Genomic DNA, 18657 nt, shown 5'->3' on the forward strand with positions numbered 1-18657 from the left:
TTACGTTACTGCTATTGGAAAACGAACGCTTTGGCCGTACCGCCAAGAACATACCAGCAGTTCCGATTCAAACCTGACTCCTTAGATATAGTCACATCGATAATACCGTCTGCGCCCTGAGCGAAAGCGGCTACTTTCAAGTCGATCAATACAGCAGCCTCACTGGGCGCTTCCTCAACAAAACTCCGATGACACCGCCCTGCCGAAACCTCACTCACAATTTGCGCACCTATTGGCAGAGATTCGTACTCCTTGATCGTACGGACTGCCTCTCGCTGATCTTTCAGGCTTGCATAAGACTGTTCGTTCCCTACCTGTAAATTAGAAGAGTGGCTCCCACAGCCCGAAACCAGACCACATAACATAATAAAACCACCAAGATGTAGACGCATCTTAAGCTCCTTGAACTAATCGTACGATCATAACTGAACGCCATTAAAGTGCCATCAAGGCTTTTACCAAACCATCAGCCATACGCCCCACTTCCACGGCACTCCCCGCACCATAAAGGTCATAACTGATAGACCCCGACGAGTGCCCAAGGATTGCCTCAGCGGTCCCCACAGGCACCTCAGCGGCCTTTAAGGCACCAGCCAATGAGTGTCGCAACGAGTGGAATGTTTGGGTCCGATCAGTTTTCAACTTCAAGACATCCCGAAGGGCCCCATTGAGCACACCAGAGAATTGCCCAGCACCCAGCGTGAACAGCCGAGTGTCGGACTTTTCGACAAACTCAAGGAACGCCTTTAGATCAAACCCATAGGCCCCATCGGTCAACGGTACGACCCGAAGTGAATGCTTAGTTTTAGCAGTTTTGCCGTCATTCCTATTAATGTCGATGACCCACACACCTCCAACCTGCTTAACGTCAGCCTTGGTCAACTGCCTGAGTTCCTCGATACGGGTCCCAGTGATGGCCCCAAGGGACAACGCCCAGCGCTGCCATACATCAGCAGACAGGCCATTAGCGTAGGACATGAGCAACTGGACCTGATCCTGAGAGAGCGCCTCACGCGAGCTGTCAGCGTCCTTAGAGAGCTTCAGGCCCTTGTCAAAACTCTTGTCGAGATAGCCATTATGGACAGCCCAATCCATGACAGTTGATAGTCGGGTCAGCAGCTTGTTTACAGTGGAACCTTTGCGGTCCTCAAGGAGTTTTGCCTTGAGCGCCACCATGTCAGCCCGAGTGTGCTCTTTAAGATCGAGACCTCCCAGAACAGCGCTGATAGCAGCACAAGACGACTTAACATCTCTCATAGTGCTGGCCTGTACGTTGTCCTTTTGCTCCGCCATATAGAGCCCTGAGAGATGTTCGAATGTCAGAGCCTCAGAAGCGTTTACAGATAGGGACAGACAAGGGGCTACAGACGTGCCACAAGGGACACCTCTGAGTTCCTCAACGATCCCAACCAGCTTGCCCGGCCTCCCCTTCAAGCGCTCCTGAGCGGCCTCAAGGATGTCCTCAGCTTTGCTCGCGGCCCTTTGTTGATCAACGGTCATTGGCCCTTTAGCTGATGCCTCGCGAAGCGATAGACGTAACTCGTCGTAGATCATTTCGTAGGCTACAAGTGAGTCATCACCATGAGCCATAGTCAGGCACTCCTCAGCGATGTCTGCCAACCGTTCTCTGAGCTCATCCCACGTCGCCTCTGGGTTATCCAAGTGGAAAGCAGCCAGCGTCTTGAGGATGTCCTTGGAGATGGTCATTGCGGTGGCCTTGTCGGTAGTCCTGAGTGACAGCGTGAAGAAGCCCTTAACGGTTCCTTGAGGGCGAAGGCGAAGGTAATAGCGACCAGACCGGCGATAGTGGTACGGCTTGGCGAGCGCAGTTTGTAACAGGTTTGTCCCACTTTGGGAGCGGTGGTTGACGGTCATCGGCTGAAACCCCTGTATCCATTGGGTTTAGCCTCATAGGGTCGAGTTCTACAGCAACTACAAAGTGAGCCGCGACCTGATCGAGTTACGCAATCTGGCGCAAGTCGCCGAATTGATGATCCGCAGCGCCATGGCGAGAAAGGAGTCCCGGGGCTTGCATTACACCCTTGACTACCCGGACATGCTGCCCGAAGCACTGGATACTATTCTGGTGCCAACCACCTACGCCGACTGAATTTGAGCCGTACGCGCAAGCGCCGATGCTGATCGGGCGCCAGCGCGTCGCGGGGAATGCACACCGCTCGCACGCGGCGCTCCCCGCGTCGGCTGAAGCGCACAATCACCAACACCGGCAGCGCCATGCTGTCACGGCGCAACTGCACCGCTTGCCAACCCGTGGCGCGGCTCCATAACTGCCAGCCCTCGGCCGTACGGCGCAACCCCGTAATAGCCGTCGGGTGAGTCAAGCGAATATGCCGTGGCCACACCCAAATCCCATGGGTCAGGCACGCTAAAACACCGAGCATGCGGGCCCAGAGGGGAATCGACAGAAGGCATATTGAGATCAGCGCCAAGGACTGGGCTGCGAGATACGCCGCCAGCAAGTGCCCGGAAGCACGCCAGCGGCATTCGAAATACTTACTTGGGCTGAACACGATCCAGAATCATGCGAACCATGCGCTGCAGCTCAGGGTCCTCAGACTCGCTGCGCTCCATGAACCAGCCAAACATGTCCTGGTCTTCACACTCAAGCAGCCTGCGATAGCACTCGCGGTCAACATCATTGAGGGTGGCATACACCTCTTTAACGAAAGGCACCAGCAGCACGTCCAGTTCAAGCATGCCGCGACGGCTGTGCCAGTAGAGACGATTGAGTTCAACATCTTCGACCATGGAGCGCTCCTCAAATAGAGCGCAAGTATACAGGCCGTTCCAACATAGACCAGTCGGCTTTGGTCGGGCCCCCACAGGCCCTGCGCGAACTATCCATTTGAGGATCGCCCCTCTATGATGTCCGTCAGACTTTTTGACCTGCGATGAACCATGGCCGACTCTGCTTTTTTCTGCACCCTGACCCACGAAGGCGTTCTTGCTGTGATCGGCACTGACGCCAGCAAGTTTTTACAAGGGCAGCTGACCTGCAACCTCAACTACTTGAGCGACACGCGCTCCAGTCTGGGCGCGCGCTGCACGCAAAAAGGCCGCATGCAATCGAGTTTCCGTATCCTGCTTCAGCCCGACGGTTGCTTGCTGGCCATGGCGCGGGAACTGGTTGAGCCACAGTTGGCCGACCTGAAAAAGTACGCCGTCTTCTCCAAGTCCAAACTCACCGATGACAGCGCTAACTGGGTACGCTTCGGCCTCGCCGGTGCAGACGCAGTGCTGGCCGGGCTCGGGCTCGACCTGCCAGCCGACACCGACAGCGTCGTGCGTGCCAACGGCTTGATCGCGATTCGCGCCAGCCACCACCGTGCAGAACTCTGGGCCCCCGCCGATCAGGCCGACAGCGTCACTCGTGAACTTCACGCCCACTTGCCTCAGGCAAACCTCAATGAATGGTTGCTCGGGCAAATACGCGCCGGCATCGGTCAGGTGATGGAACAGACCCGCGAGCTGTTCATTCCGCAAATGATCAACCTGCAGGCCGTGGGGGGCGTGAGCTTCAAGAAAGGGTGTTACACGGGTCAGGAAATCGTGGCGCGCATGCAATACCTGGGCAAACTCAAGCGCCACCTCTACCGCTTGTCGCTCGACCTCAATGAGGTGCCATTACCGGGAACTCCGCTGTTTGCCCCGACTCATAGCAGCGCCATTGGCGAAGTCGTGATCGGCGCCCGCAGTGAGCGCGGTGTTGAACTGCTGGCTGTCCTGCAATCTGAAGCAGCACAAGCCGGCGACGTGCATCTGGGTGATGCGCAAGGCCCTGAATTGACCCTTCTGGATCTGCCTTATCAACTGGACCGTGATCGCGAAATCCAGCGCTAAATTGCAACACCTTGAAACGCAGCATCCTAGAGAACAGAAATGAGCAACCTGGCGCATAAGGTCCAAAAGGATTTGATTCAGGCCATTACCAAAGATGACCTGGTTCTACCCACGCTACCCGAAGTAGCGTTGAACATTCGCAAGGCCGCCGAAAACCCCGATATCAGCGTCAGCAACCTGAGCAAAGTGATTGGCCGTGACACCGCGCTGTCAGCGCGCCTGATCAAAGTGGTGAACAGCCCGCTGCTGCGCGCCGCTCAGGAGGTCACCAACCTGCACACCGCCATCACCCGATTGGGTGTCAACTACAGCAGTAACCTCGCGATCGGGCTGGTCATGGAGCAAATCTTCCATGCCCGCTCCGAGGTGGTTGAAAACAAAATGCGTGATGTGTGGCGTCAAAGCCTCGAAATCGCCGGCATTTGTTACGCCTTGTGCCGCCGCTGCACCTCACTTAAACCGGACCAGGCAGCGCTGGGCGGGCTGGTGCATCAAATCGGGGTGCTGCCGATTCTGACTTACGCCGAAGAACACAACGAACTGCTCTCGGACCCGGTTTCCCTTAACCATGTCATCGAAAATATCCACCCGCTGATTGGCGACAAACTGCTGAGCGTGTGGGAATTCCCTGAAATGCTGGTCAAGCTGCCGGGCCAATATCTGGACTTTTCTCGCGAATCCGCAGCAGTGGATTACATCGATCTGGTGCAAATCGCCACGGTTTTCTGCCTTAAGCAGGGCGATTCCGCCCTCTTGAACCTTGAGTTGAGCACCCTGCCCGCCTTCAAAAGGCTGGGCCTTGATGGCATGAGCAGCAAGCTGCAGGAAGAACTGAACGCCGCGCGCTTCATGTTCATCTGAGCGACACCGCCTTCAAACCCGCTCAGCGCAGGACCTGCACAAAACTGACCCGTACTTTCAGCCCGCCTTGCGCGCCATCATGCAAAGTGATGTGTGCCAGATGGGCGCGGCAGATCTCTCCCACAATCGCCAACCCAAGGCCTGATCCCGCCACCGAGGGATTTCGTCGGTAAAACCGCTCGAATACCCGTTCACGGTCTTCATGGGGAATCCCCGGACCGTCGTCTTCCACCTCCAGCACGGCAGGTTCAGTCACGCGCAAAATCACGTTGCCGCCCACGGGTGTGTGGGCCAGCGCATTGTCCATCAGGTTACTGAGCAACTCGTTGAGCAAGGTGGGCTCGCCGTGCAGCCACACAGGCCGGTCCGCTTCAAGTGCCAGCGCCACGCCGCGCGCATGCGCCAGGGGCGCCATCGCCATGCCCAGCTCACGCGCCAATTGGCTCAGATCCAGTAACTGCGCGCCGCCTTCGGCAATCGCCCGGGCTCCGTTCTCCACCCGCGCCAACGACAGTAATTGATTGGCCAAGTGGGTCACCCTGTCCGTGCCCTGCACCGCCTGTGTCAACGTCGTGCGCCATACGTTCGGATCATGCGCGCGCAAGCCCAGTTCAAGCTGGGCCTTGAGCACCGCCAGCGGGGTTCTTAGCTCGTGGGAGGCATCGGCAATAAACTGCGCCTGACGCTCAAACTGCCCGCGCAAACGCTCCGTGAAGTGATTGAGCGCCTGCACCAGCGGCCACAACTCACGCTGCACCGGCACTAGCGGCAAAGGACGCAAATCATCAGGCTCACGCTCCTCCACCGCGGTGCGCAAACGCTCCAGCGGACGCAACGCAGCGCTCACGGCAAACCACACCACCAACAGCGCGCCCAGCCCGAGCATCCCCAGACGCAGCACGGTGTCTGCCATCAGGCTGCGCGCCATCGCAACCCGCGCCTCATCGGTTTCTGCCACCCGAATTTCAGCCATGCCGTTCATGTTCGGTTCGCTGACAGCCTTGAGCAAACTCACCACGCGCACGTTTTGCCCCTGATACTGGCCATCATAAAAACGCGCCAGCGCCGGGTAATCGTCAGTCCGTAACGTACCGGGCGGCGGCGCTGGCAGGTTTTCGTACCCTGAAATCAGGCGCTGATGAATGTCATTGACCTGGTAATAGATCCGCCCCGCGCTGTCATAGGCAAACGTGTCCAGCGCGACGTAGGGCACGTCGGCGCTCAAGCTGCCATCTCGCTGCGACAAGCCCGCCGCAATGGTCCGCGCCGAAGCCAGAAGGGTTCGGTCGTAAGCGGTGTCAGCAGCCTCGCGGCCGTTGAACCAGGCACTCAAACTGCTGGCCAGCATCAACACCACCAGCATCAGCGTCAGGTGCCAGAGCAGTCGCCAGCGCAAACTGTCGAGCTTACGCATCACGGCTTTCCAGCAAGTAGCCCAGGCCACGAAAGGTCACGATCGCCACGGGCTGGCCGTCGAGTTTTTTTCGCAAGCGGTGGACATAAATCTCGATGGCGTCCGGGCTTGCGTCCTCGTCCAGACCAAACACCTGCGCCGCCAGTTGTTCCTTGCTCATGACCCGCCCCGGCCGGGCAATCAAAGCCTCCAGCACGGCTTGCTCGCGAGAAGTCAGGGTTAGCAATTCGTCACCGAGCGTAAAGCGGCGGGTTTCCAGGTCATACACCAACGCCCCGCAGCGTTGCTGACGTTCGCCGCCCAACACACTGCGACGCAACAGGGCTTTGACGCGGGCTTCCATCTCGGTCAGCTCGAAAGGTTTGGCCAGATAATCATCGGCACCCAAATTGAGGCCGTGTACCCGATCCTTGACGTCACTGCGGGCGGTCAACATCAACACTGGCAGGGTTTTGCCACGGGCACGCAAACGCGCCAGCACCTCAAACCCATCCATGCGCGGCAGCCCCACATCCAGAATCGCTACGGCATAGTCTTCACTGGCCAACGCCAGATCGGCAGCCACGCCATCGTGCAATACGTCCACGGTCAGGCCGGTACTTTTCAACGCCTGAGCCACACTTTCGGCCAGTTGCGGCTGGTCTTCGACCAAGAGCACACGCATCGGATCGTCCTCATTATTGTTCTAGGCACCTGCCCTTCTTTGCGCGGAGTGTACAGACGCCAGCCCGGCTGTGAAGTACGAAACGGCGCGAAAAAGTCTTGAAAGGTTGGTGAAAGGTTGGCCGATTAGGATCCTGAAACGGACAGTTACAACTGTCTTCGCTATGGATGCCGTAGCGACCCGAAAAGCGCCCTGAAGCGTTTTCGCCAATAAGAACAATAATGGAGCACTGCCTCATGCCGGCTTTAAAGCCTTGGGCCACCTGGCCCGTCCGTTTATTGCGTATTTGCCAAATCGCCTCACTCAGCGCCAGGTTGCGCCTGCGACACCTGCTGCCTCGCCCCTCACTGCCACGCAATGCCACTGAAATCAGCTTGCTTATCGGTTTCGGTATCGCCTTGTAGTGACGCGGCCCCGCCCCTCTCTAAAAACAAAAACGCACCGGGAGACACCATGAATCAATCACTGCGCGCCCTCGCCCTTGCGGCCAGTTGCCTTGTTTTGGCCGGCTACGCGATTGCCGAACCCAAACGCCCCGAATGCATCGCCCCCGCCTCGCCGGGCGGAGGTTTTGACTTGACCTGCAAACTGGCGCAAAGCGCGCTGGTGAACGAGAAGCTGCTGAGCAAACCCATGCGCGTGACCTACATGCCGGGTGGCGTCGGGGCAGTGGCCTACAACGCGGTCGTGGCGCAACGCCCCGCAGATGCGGGCACGTTGGTGGCCTGGTCCAGTGGCTCATTGCTCAATCTGGCGCAGGGTAAATTCGGACGTTTCGATGAGGGCGCAGTGCGCTGGCTTGCCGCCGTGGGTACCAGCTATGGCGCCATTGCCGTTAAAAGCGACTCACCTTACAAAAACCTCGATGATCTGGTGCAGGCCCTGAAAAAAGACCCCAGCAGCGTGGTCATCGGCTCCGGTGGCACCGTAGGCAGTCAGGACTGGATGCAAACGGCGCTGATCGCCAAGGCGGCCGGCATCAACCCGCGCGACTTGCGTTACGTGGCGCTCGAAGGCGGCGGCGAAATTGCCACCGCCTTGCTCGGCGGCCACATTCAGGTTGGCAGTACGGATATTTCCGACTCCATGCCGCACATCCAGAGCGGCGACATGCGCATCCTCGCGGTGTTCTCTGACACCCGCCTGGATGAACCCGAAATGAAGAATATTCCCACGGCCAAAGAGCAAGGCTACGACATCGTCTGGCCAGTGGTGCGCGGCTTTTACCTTGGTCCAAAAGTCAGCAACGAGGACTACGCGTGGTGGAAAGGCGCTTTTGACACGTTGCTGGCCTCTGAGGAATTCGCCACGTTGCGCGATCAGCGCGAACTCTTCCCGTTCGCCATGACCGGCCCCGAGCTGGACACCTACGTGAAAAAACAGGTGAGCGATTACAAAGTGCTGGCCAAAGAATTCGGCCTGATCCAGTAACCGCCGCTGACAGTTGATTGCGCGCCGTACCGCCGGCGCGCAGCGCAGGAGTGAACCATGCTCTTACAACGCATTTTTGCCTCGGTGTTGCTGCTGGTCTGCGTCGGTCTGGCGCTGATGGCCTGGCCGTATCAGGCCGCATTTTCCTACGAACCCGTCGGCCCCCGGGCTTTCCCGCTCTTGATGTTGGGCCTGATGGGGCTGGGCCTGATCTACATGATTGTGCGCCCGACGCCCGTGGTGCATAGCGAAGAAGACCCACAACTGGACCGCGACACACTGCTCAAGATCGCGGTGTGCGTCGTGCTACTGCTGATCTTTGCCGGCACCTTCGAACCCCTGGGTTTTATCCTCAGCAGCATCCTGATTGGCATCCCGATGGCCCGTCTGTACGGCGGTCGCTGGGTGCCCAGTGTCGTGATCATCAGTGTGATGAGCGTCGGCCTTTATCTGCTGTTCGATAAAGCCATGGACGTTCCACTGCCCCTCGGCCTGCTCGACGTTCTGGAGAACTGATATGGACACTTTTGGTTATTTGGGCCAGGGCTTCGGCGTCGCGCTCAGCCCCTACAACTTGGTGACTGCGCTGTGCGGGACGTTGATCGGCACCGTCGTAGGATTGTTACCCGGCCTTGGGCCCATCAACGGGGTTGCGCTGTTAATCCCGATTGCATTTGCACTGGGCCTGCCGCCCGAGTCCGCACTCATCCTGCTGGCAGCGGTGTATCTGGGCTGTGAATACGGCGGGCGGATCAGCTCGATCCTGCTGAACATTCCCGGCGAAGCCTCAACCGTCATGACCACCCTGGACGGCTATCCGATGGCCCGCAAAGGCCTGGCGGGCGTCGCACTCTCGCTGTCAGCCTGGAGCTCGTTCATCGGCGCCTTTATTGCGACCTGCGGCATGGTGCTGTTCGCGCCACTGCTCGCCAAGTGGGCCATTGCATTCGGGCCCGCCGAGTATTTCGTGCTGATGGTTTTTGCAATTGTGTGCCTGGGCGGGATGGCGGGCGACCGGCCCCTGAAAACCTTTATCGCCGCGCTGATCGGCCTGTTTCTGTCCAGTGTCGGGATCGATGCCAACAGCGGTGTGTACCGTTTCACCGGGGACAACATTCACCTGACTGACGGCATTCAGTTCGTGGTCCTGGTGTTGGGCCTGTTCTCCATCAGCGAAATTCTGTTACTGCTGGAAAAAACTCACCGGGGCCAGGAAGCGGTCAAAGCCACAGGCCGCATGATGTTTAACCTCAAAGAAGCGTCTGCGGTGTTTGTCGTGAATATCCGCTGCGGGTTATTGGGTTTCATCATGGGTGTGCTGCCCGGCGCAGGCGCGACGCTGGCCAGTGCCGTGGCCTACATGACCGAGAAGCGCATGGCCGGTGCGACGGGTCAATTCGGCCAGGGTGACATGCGCGGCCTGGCGGCCCCTGAAACGGCCATCGGCGCCTCGGCGTGTGGCGCACTGGTGCCGATGCTGACCCTCGGCGTGCCGGGCTCAGGCACCACGGCGGTGATGATCGGCGCCTTGTCGCTATACAACATCACCCCCGGTCCACTGTTGTTCCAACAACAGCCGGACATCGTGTGGGGCCTGATTGCTTCGCTGTTTATCGCCAACATCATGCTGGTGATCCTCAACATCCCGATGATCCGTATCTTCACGCGCATTTTGTCCGTGCCAAACTGGACGCTGGTGCCCGTGATTGCCATCATTACCGCGATTGGCGTGTACGCGGTGCATGCGACCACCTTCGACCTGTTCCTGATGATCGGCATAGGCATCTTCGGTTACATCCTGCGCAAGCTCGACTTCCCGCTCTCGCCTGTGCTCCTGGGCTTTATTTTGGGCGGCCTGATGGAACAGAACCTGCGCCGCGCCCTGTCGATTTCCAATGGCGCGCTGGAGATCTTGTGGTCTAGCCCGATCACGCTGGGCGTGTGGATGCTCACGGTCGTGATGTTACTGCTGCCCATCGTACGAATCTGGCGCAAACGTAGCGCTCAGCGCCGTACGCTAGCCAATGCCTGACAGCCGTTTCCAACACTGGGGGGTAACGCCGCTGGTCGGGCTGGCTGGCGGTTACCTGGCCAGCCTGATTGGCTGGCCGTTGCCCTGGATGGTCGGCTCATTGCTGGCAGTCATTCTGGTTCGCTGCCTGACACCCTGGCAGTTGGCCGAAATCCCCGGTGGCAGAAAGTGCGGCCAATGGATTATCGGGATTGGCATCGGCCTGCATTTCACGCCAACGGTGATAGAACAGGTGATCGCGCATTTTTGGCTGATAGTGTGCGGTGCGCTGCTGACGAGCCTGTCGAGCATCATCAACGTATGGATCATGCTTCGCAGCGGAGAAGATCGAGCCACTGCGTTTTTCTCAAGCATGCCTGGCGGCTCGGGCGAGATGGTCAACCTCGGCGCACGCAACGGCGCTGTTCTGAGCCGTGTGGCGGCGGGCCAGAGTTTGCGCGTATTGACCGTGGTCTTATGCGTACCCGCCGCATTCAAATACACATTGGACTCCGGCTCGCCGACCTTACAGGCCACACCCGTGGACTTCGCCTGGCTGACGCTGCTGTTTGCGGCCGGCGCCTTACTGGCCTGGATCTGGCAACGTTTGGGTCAACCCAACCCCTGGTTGTTCGGCCCTCTGCTTGTCAGCGCTTGCGTCAGCTGTGTGTGGGACGTACACACGGGGCTTCCCGAAGGCAGCAGTCAGGCAGGCCAATGGCTAATCGGCAGCGGCCTGGGCTGTCACTTCAATCGCGAGTTCTTTCGCCGCGCCCCTTCTTTTATCGCCCGCACACTCCTTGGTACAGCGCTCACTATGATGATCGCCAGTGCATGCGCTGTGGGGTTAAGCGCGCTCACGCACCTAGACCTGCGCTCCCTGACCCTGGGCATGATGCCGGGCGGAATCGCAGAGATGAGCCTGACCGCCGAGGTATTACAACTCTCCGTGCCTTTGGTGACGGCACTGCAAGTCATGCGCCTGCTGTTTGTGTTGTTTCTCGCGCAACCCTTATTCCGGCGTTGGACAAGGTCTGATCACTGACAGTCGAAAACAGCCCGGACAATGTAGGAAAAGTCATGCAATGTAAGGCTGATTCTTACAGTTTTATTACATTGAGGGCCTGATACTCAGCATTTACTGTGAAGCCCAATTCCTTCAACAGTGCAGGCTTTGAAATGAAACAGGGCGAGTCTTATAAATCATTAATTCTGGATAATGAGCACGCGACCTGCACGCTAAAAATCACCGTTCGCGAACAGCAAATATTGCAACTTTGTGCAAAAGGCATGACCACTGCAGAAATTGCCAGAACACTTCACCGCGCCGAGAGCACCATCAACTTTCACTTCTTCAATCTCAGAGCAAAGTTTGGAACACGGTGCCGTCACGCCACTGTTTTAAAAGCATTAAAACTCGGCATCCTGACACACACCTGACGACTATAAACCTCAAAAAAACTGAACGACACGATACGTATTAAACCGCCTGAAATGCACGTCAACCGATGTTCTGACCCCTGTGCAGCCCCACGACAAAAGAGCGTCCCGACATGGCCACTGAAGAATTAACGTACACAGCCCATAAATACCTAGAACTGTGCATTCACGTGCTGGAAAACATGGTGAACAACCCGATGTTCTGGGGAGCATTTTTAGGGGCGTGGCTGGTGGCGAGCTCCCGAAAAAATAAAAATATATTCAAAAAAATGGCGAGCTTTGTACTCAGCGTAAGTGTGGGTTACTTATTCTCGCCGGTGGCATTACTTTACTTGCCCGTCATACCGCCCGGCGTGTGCGGTTTTATATGTGCATTGGTGGTAATCCCCCTCAGCCGAAAACTGACTGACTGGATTCAAGTGACGGATATTGTCGACCTGATACGACGGTTTAGAGGGGGAAAGTGACCTGATGGCTGAGCAGACTACTCGACGCGCTGTGACAAAACCTCTATGCGCTCCGTCAAACCCTGCACATGTTGACGATCCTGTATAGCGCTTAGCGCCAGCCCTTGATTGAAAGCATTCAAGGCGCGGTAAAGCGTTAAGACTTGAAACTCATTTGCATTAAAGACGTCATAGCCTGATGTTACTTGATGGCCGTTAGGCAGCAACATGGGGCCATGCCCGCTAAACAACCAGTCCAGCGATATATCGTGCTTTTCTGCGAGCTCAATACAGTGCGCATAGGGAATCTTTGAGCGCCCTTTCCAGCTGCTCAATGTTTGAGGGCTAACCCCCATGGCGCCAGAAAGGTCAACGTCAGTTTTAACACCGAAAACCTGTTTCAACCTTAAAAGTACTTCAATTGATTTCCTGTTACTCATTTTGAATAATCCAAATTTGACTCAGCGCGATTTTGCTTCAATATCTACTCACATTGAGTACTTCAAGATTATTAAAAATTGCAACCTTATAAATATTTCGAAAATGACAACACTGACTTACCACTCACACAACTCGCTTCACGCTCAAAAAAACGCAACTCACACATACGCAATCAAAAATTCCTACATAAACAAAACCAAAAACTTACTTAATGCTGGAACTGCTTATCACCTCCTGCTCCGGCACTCACCCACCGAGATCAAAGGAGTGGTCTTTTCTATACGCCGTGCCTGCTACAACTGGCACTTAACAACGTTTAACCGGAGTCACTCATGAGCACCTACAAAATGGTTTGCCCACATTGCTTGAGTAAAATGCGGATCCGCACCAGCGAAGGCAGACATATTTTTTTACGTGTTGCCTATTTGCAATGTACAACCGAAGCCTGTGGATGGTCAGTCCGAGCTGAGTTCGAAATGACCCATGAGCTATCACCCAGCGGTATGCCCAACCCGGATGTTCGTCTTCCTCATGTTGATAAAGACCTGCGTCACGCTGCTATTCAGAACGTTGATAATGCGTGCGGAGTAACACCATGACATCTGCCCATTTAGTCGAGGATGACGAGCAACAGATACAGGCCTCGGCGCTGACGTTCTTGCGAAAGTTCCAACCCCAGCATCCGGAAAGCGATCAGATTTTATTTTGTAAAACCGTCAATTATCTGGTCAGTATTTACGCGCTGAGCGTTCCGGCGGCACAGAAGTTGGTCAGTCGCGCCTACGGCGAACTCAAAATCATTGATGAACGGTGCCGACTGGATCTGGATGCCAGTACTGAACATCTGGCCGTTATCACAGACCCGGAAAGTGGAATGACGTGGGCCGTTCCAATTAAAGCCATTGTAGAAAGAGTGATTGAGGCACCCGACAATTGTCGAATGCGACTGGTTTAATTCGCGCGATTTTCACGTGTTATCACTTACACACCAGGCGTCACACCTGGTGTGTCATGCCGCGTTTCTCTGACCACACCTGTATTGGTCGCAGATCAATCGGCAGGCAATGTCCAATTGATGGGCGTTAAACCGTTTTGTTCAAGAAACTTGTTGGTGCGGCTGAAATGCCCGTTCCCGATAAAGCCTCGATAAGCCGACAGCGGCGAAGGATGCACAGAGGTCAACACCAAATGTTTGGTGGCATCAATCAGCTTTTGTTTGCCCTGCGCATGTGCCCCCCACAGCAAAAACACCAACGTGGGCTGTGTCTCGCTGACCACCTGGATTATCCGGTCGGTGAAGTGCTCCCAGCCTTTTTTGGCGTGAGACGCTGCGTTGGCGCGCTCTACGGTCATGGTGGTATTGAGCAGCAACACCCCCTGATCGGCCCATGACTGCAAACAGCCATGGGAAGGAATGTCGATGTTCAGATCGCGTTTGAGTTCTTTGTAGATGTTGACCAGCGAAGGTGGCGCAGGCACGCCGCGCTGCACGGAAAAACACAGCCCATGGGCCTGACCCGGGCCGTGGTAAGGGTCCTGCCCCAGAATAACCACCTTGACCTTGTCCAGCGGCGTTGAATTCAGGGCATTGAAAATCAGGGGGCCCGGCGGATAAATTTCTTTGCCCGCAGCGTGCTCCTGACGCAGGAACTCACGCAGCTCGCCCATGTAGGGTTTTTCGAACTCCTCGCGCAGCGCCTGCTTCCAGAGGGGTTCAAGTTTTATACGGTCGTCCAGCGTCATGGCTACATCTCGAAAAACAATGGTGCGGACACTAAAAAAGCCCACCCGCCTTGTCAATGCAATCTGCCACGTCTGTCGCGAATGGCTATCCGGGTTGCCCGACTGTTGTATAAAGGCGGCCAACCTCACCGTTTTATTGGACTTGCCATGTCAACACCCGCCCTGTGCCCTGCCTGCGGCGCCAGCAATGGATGCGCGATGGTCGGCAGCGAAGAAGTGCCGACAAACGCATGCTGGTGTTTTGGGGTCACCCTCGACCCGAGTGTCATTGACGCGTTACCTGCCGAACTGCGCAATGCAGACTGTCTGTGCCCGCGGTGCGCCGGTGTGCTTGAGCAACTTCTTGCAACGACAGGCGACGCCAACCGTTAAGCTACGCGCCGGTTTTTCAAGTGATCGATGGCTATGCGTTTAGACCGTTTCCTCAGTAACTTGCCGCAATTCAATCGCAAACAGGTGCGCCTGTTGCTGATCGAGAAGCGCGTTCAGGTCGATGGGCACATCGTCTGCGATCCTCACCATGAGGTGCGGGCCTTCAGCCGTATTGAGTGCGACGGACAATGCCTGCAGGTCGGCAAGCCCGCGCGGTATTTCATGCTGCACAAGCCGCCCGGCTGTGTCAGCGCCACTCAGGACCCGCAACACCCCACTGTGCTCGACTTGCTGAACGAGCCGGACAAGGACGACCTGCATATCGCCGGGCGCCTGGACTTTAACACCAGCGGGTTGATGCTGATTACCAACGATGGGCACTGGTCACGACAGGTCACGCAACCTGAAACCAAACTGCCCAAGGTGTATTACGTTGAAACAGAGCACGCGATCACCGACGCGTATGCCGTCACGTTCAACCACGGCATTTATTTCGCGTATGAAGACCTCACCACCCAGCCCGCCCACTTGCACGTGCTTGGCCCGCGTTGTGCCCGGCTGAGCATCGTTGAGGGCCGCTATCACCAGGTCAAGCGCATGTTCGGCCACTTCAACAACAAAGTGCTGCGCCTGCATCGCGAGCGCATCGGCTCGTTGGTGCTCGATGAACGCCTCGCGCCAGGCCAGTACCGGGCACTGACTGCGCAGGAAATCGAGTTGTTCTGAGACCGCAACCCTCTGGCACCAGCTCAAGCCCCGCACGATTGACTGTCACATTCCGGGTTCACTCTCGAATTAAACGATGTTCGAGGTGCGGGAGTCCGACGCCATGAAGCCTGAAATCGCCGTGCTGGATATACAAGGTCAGTATCGAATCCATACCGAGCATTACCGATCCGAATCGGCACACCGCACCATCATTCTGGTCAACGGGTCGATGTCCACAACGGCCTCATTTGCCCAGACCCTCAAGAACCTGCACCCCGCACTGAATGTCGTGCTGTACGACCAACCCTACGCGGGTCAGTCAAAACCCCACAATCCTCATCCTTCCCTGCTAACCAATGAGCTTGAAGCCCACGTGTTGCTGGAATTGATCGAGCACTTTAACGCCCATTACGTACTGTCGTTTTCGTGGGGCGGACTGGTTGCACTGGCCGCCCTGGCTGAACAACCACAGCGTATTGAGAAAGCGGTGATCAGTTCGTTCTCACCCGCCATCAATACAGCCATGCAGGATTATCTGGAACGGGGCCGTCACGGGCTGGCCAGGGGCGACCGCACCCTGCTGGGCCATCTGGTGAACGACACACTGGGCAAGCATTTGCCGCACCTGTTCAAACGTTTTAATTTTCGCCACATCAGCACCCTTGCCGATCACGAATACGCGCAAATGCACTTCCACATCGACCATTTGCTGGCGAGTGACTACGTGAGTCGGCTCAAGGCGGCAGAACGCATTGCTATTCCTGTGCTGTTCATCAATGGCGAATGGGACGAATACACGGCGGCAAAAGACGCTCGACAATTCGCACACCCTGTTACCAACAGCCAATTTGCCATCGTGGACAACACCGGTCACTTTCTGGACATGGAACACACGGCTGCCAGTCGACACACAAAAAGCGTCGTGCTGGACTTCCTGAACCCAGTGCAATCCCCTTCATCGGCAGGGCTGCCAATGACGCCATCCGGTGAGCATATCGGGCTGTAAACGAGGGAATGAACAATTAAACCTTCTCATCCGCGCCGACTTCTGGTACAAAGTCAGCCGCTCTGAGCGGGTGTCGTATAATGGCATTACTCCAGCTTCCCAAGCTGATAACGAGGGTTCGATTCCCTTCACCCGCTCCACTTCTTCATTGCGCTGTCAGCCTTCTGAAAGCGACATTTCTTCGCAGCACTCCTCACGCCCGACCACTTTTCTTCACGCTGTACATCACCGTATCCGCATGGTGTAGCAATTGCTGCGCGACTTCTCCGTTCTCGGGGTAGACCGCAACACCAATGCTCGGCAACACGTGCAGGGTATGGCCTTCTATCAGGAGTGGCTGACTGAGGTTCTGGCGGATTTTTTCCGACACGATCTGTGCATGGTCCGGGTGCTTGAGGTTATCCAGCACGACCACGAATTCATCCCCGCTCATCCTCGCCACGGTGTCGCTTTCTCGTACGCAGTGCTTCATGCGTTTGGCAATCTGCTGCAGCAAGCAATCGCCAATACCGTGTCCATATTTGTCATTGATCTGTTTGAAATGATCCAGGTCGACATACAACACGCCGACAAATCCGTACTCCCGCCTCGCTTTGGCCAGTGCCCGGTCGAGCCGTTCATACAGTGATTCGCGATTGAACAGTTGTGTCAGGGGATCGTACTGCGCCAGGTACTGTAACCGGGCGTGTAGTTGCTTGCGCTCGATGGCGGCGGCCACTTGCGTGGAGACATATTGCAGCAGTTCCTGATGCTCCTCGGTATAACGCTCTTCGCCCAGCGAGCTCTTGACCAGCAGCGCACCAATGATGCCCTTATGCGTGGCCAGCGGCACACCCAGCCTCGAAGGCGCATCCGGTGAGCGGTGCAACATCGCTTGCCCGGTGCGTATCACCTGCTCGCTCAACTCAAGGGCTTCGTTACTGTGTCGTTGCGGGTGGTCATCCACGTGATAAGGAAAGCTCAACGTGCCTTGCGCCTGATCCCACAGGGCGACCGAAAAGTTCAACGCGGGCAGCCATTGCCCGATGAGCAAGTGCACACGCTTAAACAGCTGCATCAAGTCTTCGGCGCCATGGGCCGCTTCAGAGATATCAAACAGCGCCTGCTGCCGCGATTCGGCGTGCTTGCGTTCGGTGATGTCACGTGCAACGGCGATGCGCATCTGCCAGGTCTCGGACCAGCGGGCAGACCACAGGATATGCACGACTCGGCCATCCTTGTGCAGGTATCGGTTCTCAAAATTGAGTTTGGGCTCGCCGCCCATGACGTCCTGAGCCGCCTGCAACGTACGCGCCCGATCAGCGGGCAACACCAGCTCAATCATGTACGTTCCGATCAGTTCCTCTTGCGTGTACCCGAAAATGCGCTCGCAGGCCGCACTTACAAAGATAAACCGCCCCTGACGGTCCACCACGCACACGGCATCAAGCAACAGATCGATGAAGCTGGATTGCGACAGGTAGCTTTTAATATCCATTGGGCAGCTCTATGCCAGAAGGTAAAACCTCACACTCCATCCTCTTGATGCGGCACTCCCCCCGGCTGATTCCTTGCAGCTCAGGTCACACAACACTCATCCACAAACCGGGCAATGCATGCGCCAATGCACTGATCGCAAACCCGATGAACATGACGCCACACAACCGCGTAATCAGTAATTCATGGCGCTGGTACAGCGCGCGAACGTGACCGGCCCCGACAATCCCGACCAGAATGACATAGGCCGCCGCGCCGCCCACAAAACTGAGAGCAATCAGCCAGGGCAGCATCGTCCATGTGAGCAACTCTGCGCGACTGGAGAGCAAGGCCGTGAACGTGGCAACGGCAACGGGATACGCCTTGGGGTTGGTCAAACCGAAGAAAATGCCGTGGGCAAAAGGCTGGCGGGCCGGGCCTTGCTGCCCCCCGCGGCTAGGCTGTGCACGTACGGCACGCACGCCCAGCCAAAAAAGGTAGAGTCCACTGAGCAGGCCCAGCACGTTGAACGCCGTGCTGCCGAACTCACGGGCACCGACAATGGCGATCAGCGCAGTGCTGCACCACATCACATCGCCCAGCAGATGCCCGCATAAAAAACCGGCGCCGGCGCGGCGACCACGCGCGGCGCCAATCCCGAATACAGCCAATACGCCTGGCCCCGGCGTGATGCCATAAATGAAGCCCGAGGCCAGTACCGCCCACAACAGCGAAGGTGTCATGCAAAAACGCTCCAGAAATCCCGCTCACGCTCTCCAAGTGCCCGTGAGGCCGCTTGATTTT

23 protein-coding genes, 1 tRNA gene and 1 pseudogene are annotated in these 18657 nt (G+C 56.8%); 15 read left to right on the top strand and 10 right to left on the bottom strand.

Going from position 1 to position 18657, the window contains the following annotated elements:
- Positions 1-11 precede the first annotated feature (11 nt).
- Both V6F78_RS13845 and V6F78_RS13850 read right to left on the bottom strand, forming a co-directional pair.
- Entirely contained in the window at positions 12-392 is a 381-nt protein-coding gene (locus V6F78_RS13845) for a hypothetical protein (RefSeq protein ID WP_047281087.1), read from the bottom strand.
- A gap of 43 nt (positions 393-435) precedes the next feature.
- Positions 436-1875, bottom strand: a complete 1440-nt coding sequence (locus V6F78_RS13850) for a tyrosine-type recombinase/integrase (protein ID WP_278450114.1) — start codon at positions 1873-1875, stop codon at positions 436-438.
- A 43-nt stretch (positions 1876-1918) separates the two neighbouring features.
- Here V6F78_RS13850 and V6F78_RS13855 point away from each other — a divergent pair.
- A pseudogene (locus V6F78_RS13855) lies at positions 1919-2110 on the top strand (L-aspartate oxidase); the annotation flags it as partial.
- Here the strand turns inward: V6F78_RS13855 and V6F78_RS13860 are convergent.
- Together V6F78_RS13860 and V6F78_RS13865 are read right to left on the bottom strand one after the other, a co-directional pair.
- Entirely contained in the window at positions 2079-2531 is a 453-nt protein-coding gene (locus V6F78_RS13860) for a protein YgfX (RefSeq protein ID WP_094990384.1), read from the bottom strand. The pseudogene V6F78_RS13855 and the gene V6F78_RS13860 overlap by 32 nt on opposite strands.
- The gene (locus V6F78_RS13865) at positions 2515-2769 is read right to left on the bottom strand and encodes an FAD assembly factor SdhE (protein ID WP_047277109.1); all 255 of its coding nucleotides are present in this window, start codon (positions 2767-2769) and stop codon (positions 2515-2517) included. The genes V6F78_RS13860 and V6F78_RS13865 overlap by 17 nt, the downstream gene beginning before the upstream one ends.
- Before the next feature lie 150 nt (positions 2770-2919).
- Here V6F78_RS13865 and ygfZ point away from each other — a divergent pair, with 150 nt between their 5' ends.
- The gene (gene ygfZ / locus V6F78_RS13870; protein ID WP_047295063.1) at positions 2920-3861 is read left to right on the top strand and encodes a CAF17-like 4Fe-4S cluster assembly/insertion protein YgfZ; all 942 of its coding nucleotides are present in this window, start codon (positions 2920-2922) and stop codon (positions 3859-3861) included.
- A gap of 39 nt (positions 3862-3900) precedes the next feature.
- On the top strand, positions 3901-4722 hold the full coding sequence (locus V6F78_RS13875; protein WP_047295065.1) for an HDOD domain-containing protein: 822 nt from the start codon (positions 3901-3903) through the stop codon (positions 4720-4722).
- A gap of 22 nt (positions 4723-4744) precedes the next feature.
- On the opposite strand, the gene V6F78_RS13880 is transcribed toward V6F78_RS13875, so the two are convergent.
- Positions 4745-6136 carry a sensor histidine kinase gene (locus V6F78_RS13880; RefSeq protein ID WP_047295067.1) on the bottom strand — a complete coding sequence of 464 codons (1392 nt, stop codon included), beginning with the start codon at positions 6134-6136 and terminating at the stop codon, positions 4745-4747.
- On the bottom strand, positions 6129-6800 hold the full coding sequence (locus tag V6F78_RS13885) for a response regulator (RefSeq protein WP_047277116.1): 672 nt from the start codon (positions 6798-6800) through the stop codon (positions 6129-6131). The genes V6F78_RS13880 and V6F78_RS13885 overlap by 8 nt, the downstream gene beginning before the upstream one ends.
- Positions 6801-7253: 453 nt before the next feature.
- Here V6F78_RS13885 and V6F78_RS13890 point away from each other — a divergent pair, with 453 nt between their 5' ends.
- The 6 genes from V6F78_RS13890 to V6F78_RS13915 all read left to right on the top strand — a co-directional run bounded on the left by V6F78_RS13890 (position 7254) and on the right by V6F78_RS13915 (position 12149).
- The gene (locus tag V6F78_RS13890) at positions 7254-8231 is read left to right on the top strand and encodes a Bug family tripartite tricarboxylate transporter substrate binding protein (protein WP_332727544.1); all 978 of its coding nucleotides are present in this window, start codon (positions 7254-7256) and stop codon (positions 8229-8231) included.
- A gap of 57 nt (positions 8232-8288) precedes the next feature.
- Positions 8289-8747, top strand: coding sequence for a tripartite tricarboxylate transporter TctB family protein (locus V6F78_RS13895; protein WP_047278221.1), 459 nt, complete (start codon positions 8289-8291; stop codon positions 8745-8747).
- A 1-nt stretch (position 8748) separates the two neighbouring features.
- Complete coding sequence (locus tag V6F78_RS13900) at positions 8749-10263, top strand: tripartite tricarboxylate transporter permease (RefSeq protein ID WP_332727546.1); 1515 nt, start codon at positions 8749-8751, stop codon at positions 10261-10263.
- Positions 10256-11287, top strand: coding sequence for an AbrB family transcriptional regulator (locus V6F78_RS13905; RefSeq protein WP_047295071.1), 1032 nt, complete (start codon positions 10256-10258; stop codon positions 11285-11287). The genes V6F78_RS13900 and V6F78_RS13905 overlap by 8 nt, the downstream gene beginning before the upstream one ends.
- Positions 11288-11385: 98 nt before the next feature.
- Positions 11386-11682 (top strand): response regulator transcription factor, encoded by a 297-nt coding sequence (locus V6F78_RS13910; protein ID WP_139048412.1) that lies wholly within the window; start codon positions 11386-11388, stop codon positions 11680-11682.
- A 113-nt stretch (positions 11683-11795) separates the two neighbouring features.
- Positions 11796-12149, top strand: coding sequence for a putative holin (locus V6F78_RS13915; RefSeq protein WP_094990380.1), 354 nt, complete (start codon positions 11796-11798; stop codon positions 12147-12149).
- Between the two features lie 17 nt (positions 12150-12166).
- On the opposite strand, the gene V6F78_RS13920 is transcribed toward V6F78_RS13915, so the two are convergent.
- The gene (locus V6F78_RS13920) at positions 12167-12568 is read right to left on the bottom strand and encodes a helix-turn-helix domain-containing protein (RefSeq protein WP_169839321.1); all 402 of its coding nucleotides are present in this window, start codon (positions 12566-12568) and stop codon (positions 12167-12169) included.
- A gap of 333 nt (positions 12569-12901) precedes the next feature.
- Here V6F78_RS13920 and V6F78_RS13925 point away from each other — a divergent pair, with 333 nt between their 5' ends.
- On the top strand, positions 12902-13168 hold the full coding sequence (locus tag V6F78_RS13925; RefSeq protein ID WP_332727551.1) for an ogr/Delta-like zinc finger family protein: 267 nt from the start codon (positions 12902-12904) through the stop codon (positions 13166-13168).
- Positions 13165-13524, top strand: a complete 360-nt coding sequence (locus tag V6F78_RS13930; protein WP_047277129.1) for a hypothetical protein — start codon at positions 13165-13167, stop codon at positions 13522-13524. The genes V6F78_RS13925 and V6F78_RS13930 overlap by 4 nt, the downstream gene beginning before the upstream one ends.
- A 95-nt stretch (positions 13525-13619) precedes the next feature.
- On the opposite strand, the gene ung is transcribed toward V6F78_RS13930, so the two are convergent.
- Complete coding sequence (ung, locus tag V6F78_RS13935; RefSeq protein ID WP_047277131.1) at positions 13620-14312, bottom strand: uracil-DNA glycosylase; 693 nt, start codon at positions 14310-14312, stop codon at positions 13620-13622.
- Between the two features lie 147 nt (positions 14313-14459).
- On the opposite strand from ung, the gene V6F78_RS13940 reads away from it, so the two are divergent.
- The 4 genes from V6F78_RS13940 (at position 14460) to V6F78_RS13955 (ending at position 16538) form a co-directional block, all read left to right on the top strand.
- Complete coding sequence (locus V6F78_RS13940; protein ID WP_047295080.1) at positions 14460-14684, top strand: cysteine-rich CWC family protein; 225 nt, start codon at positions 14460-14462, stop codon at positions 14682-14684.
- 33 nt (positions 14685-14717) lie between these two features.
- The gene (locus tag V6F78_RS13945; RefSeq protein WP_332727666.1) at positions 14718-15410 is read left to right on the top strand and encodes a pseudouridine synthase; all 693 of its coding nucleotides are present in this window, start codon (positions 14718-14720) and stop codon (positions 15408-15410) included.
- A gap of 103 nt (positions 15411-15513) precedes the next feature.
- Complete coding sequence (locus tag V6F78_RS13950) at positions 15514-16398, top strand: alpha/beta fold hydrolase (RefSeq protein ID WP_047295233.1); 885 nt, start codon at positions 15514-15516, stop codon at positions 16396-16398.
- A gap of 66 nt (positions 16399-16464) precedes the next feature.
- Positions 16465-16538 (top strand) — tRNA-Gly (locus V6F78_RS13955).
- Positions 16539-16591: 53 nt separating this feature from the next.
- On the opposite strand, the gene V6F78_RS13960 is transcribed toward V6F78_RS13955, so the two are convergent.
- Together V6F78_RS13960 and V6F78_RS13965 are read right to left on the bottom strand one after the other, a co-directional pair.
- Positions 16592-17875, bottom strand: a complete 1284-nt coding sequence (locus V6F78_RS13960; RefSeq protein ID WP_047295084.1) for a diguanylate cyclase domain-containing protein — start codon at positions 17873-17875, stop codon at positions 16592-16594.
- Positions 17876-17960: 85 nt separating this feature from the next.
- Positions 17961-18596 (bottom strand): LysE family translocator, encoded by a 636-nt coding sequence (locus tag V6F78_RS13965; protein ID WP_314398511.1) that lies wholly within the window; start codon positions 18594-18596, stop codon positions 17961-17963.
- Positions 18597-18657 lie beyond the last annotated feature (61 nt).

It is taken from the genome of Pseudomonas sp. ESBL9 (genome assembly GCF_036668715.1).
GTDB lineage: Bacteria > Pseudomonadota > Gammaproteobacteria > Pseudomonadales > Pseudomonadaceae > Aquipseudomonas > Aquipseudomonas lundensis.

Coding starts and splice junctions, on each gene's coding strand:
- V6F78_RS13845 (WP_047281087.1), bottom strand. CDS start 392: ATGCGTCTACATCTTGGTGGTTTTATTATGTTATGTGGTCTGGTTTCG.
- V6F78_RS13850 (WP_278450114.1), bottom strand. CDS start 1,875: ATGACCGTCAACCACCGCTCCCAAAGTGGGACAAACCTGTTACAAACT.
- V6F78_RS13865 (WP_047277109.1), bottom strand. CDS start 2,769: ATGGTCGAAGATGTTGAACTCAATCGTCTCTACTGGCACAGCCGTCGC.
- ygfZ (WP_047295063.1), top strand. CDS start 2,920: ATGGCCGACTCTGCTTTTTTCTGCACCCTGACCCACGAAGGCGTTCTT.
- V6F78_RS13875 (WP_047295065.1), top strand. CDS start 3,901: ATGAGCAACCTGGCGCATAAGGTCCAAAAGGATTTGATTCAGGCCATT.
- V6F78_RS13880 (WP_047295067.1), bottom strand. CDS start 6,136: ATGCGTAAGCTCGACAGTTTGCGCTGGCGACTGCTCTGGCACCTGACG.
- V6F78_RS13885 (WP_047277116.1), bottom strand. CDS start 6,800: ATGCGTGTGCTCTTGGTCGAAGACCAGCCGCAACTGGCCGAAAGTGTG.
- V6F78_RS13890 (WP_332727544.1), top strand. CDS start 7,254: ATGAATCAATCACTGCGCGCCCTCGCCCTTGCGGCCAGTTGCCTTGTT.
- V6F78_RS13895 (WP_047278221.1), top strand. CDS start 8,289: ATGCTCTTACAACGCATTTTTGCCTCGGTGTTGCTGCTGGTCTGCGTC.
- V6F78_RS13900 (WP_332727546.1), top strand. CDS start 8,749: ATGGACACTTTTGGTTATTTGGGCCAGGGCTTCGGCGTCGCGCTCAGC.
- V6F78_RS13905 (WP_047295071.1), top strand. CDS start 10,256: ATGCCTGACAGCCGTTTCCAACACTGGGGGGTAACGCCGCTGGTCGGG.
- V6F78_RS13915 (WP_094990380.1), top strand. CDS start 11,796: ATGGCCACTGAAGAATTAACGTACACAGCCCATAAATACCTAGAACTG.
- V6F78_RS13920 (WP_169839321.1), bottom strand. CDS start 12,568: ATGAGTAACAGGAAATCAATTGAAGTACTTTTAAGGTTGAAACAGGTT.
- V6F78_RS13925 (WP_332727551.1), top strand. CDS start 12,902: ATGAGCACCTACAAAATGGTTTGCCCACATTGCTTGAGTAAAATGCGG.
- V6F78_RS13930 (WP_047277129.1), top strand. CDS start 13,165: ATGACATCTGCCCATTTAGTCGAGGATGACGAGCAACAGATACAGGCC.
- ung (WP_047277131.1), bottom strand. CDS start 14,312: ATGACGCTGGACGACCGTATAAAACTTGAACCCCTCTGGAAGCAGGCG.
- V6F78_RS13940 (WP_047295080.1), top strand. CDS start 14,460: ATGTCAACACCCGCCCTGTGCCCTGCCTGCGGCGCCAGCAATGGATGC.
- V6F78_RS13945 (WP_332727666.1), top strand. CDS start 14,718: ATGCGTTTAGACCGTTTCCTCAGTAACTTGCCGCAATTCAATCGCAAA.
- V6F78_RS13950 (WP_047295233.1), top strand. CDS start 15,514: ATGAAGCCTGAAATCGCCGTGCTGGATATACAAGGTCAGTATCGAATC.
- V6F78_RS13960 (WP_047295084.1), bottom strand. CDS start 17,875: ATGGATATTAAAAGCTACCTGTCGCAATCCAGCTTCATCGATCTGTTG.
- V6F78_RS13965 (WP_314398511.1), bottom strand. CDS start 18,596: ATGACACCTTCGCTGTTGTGGGCGGTACTGGCCTCGGGCTTCATTTAT.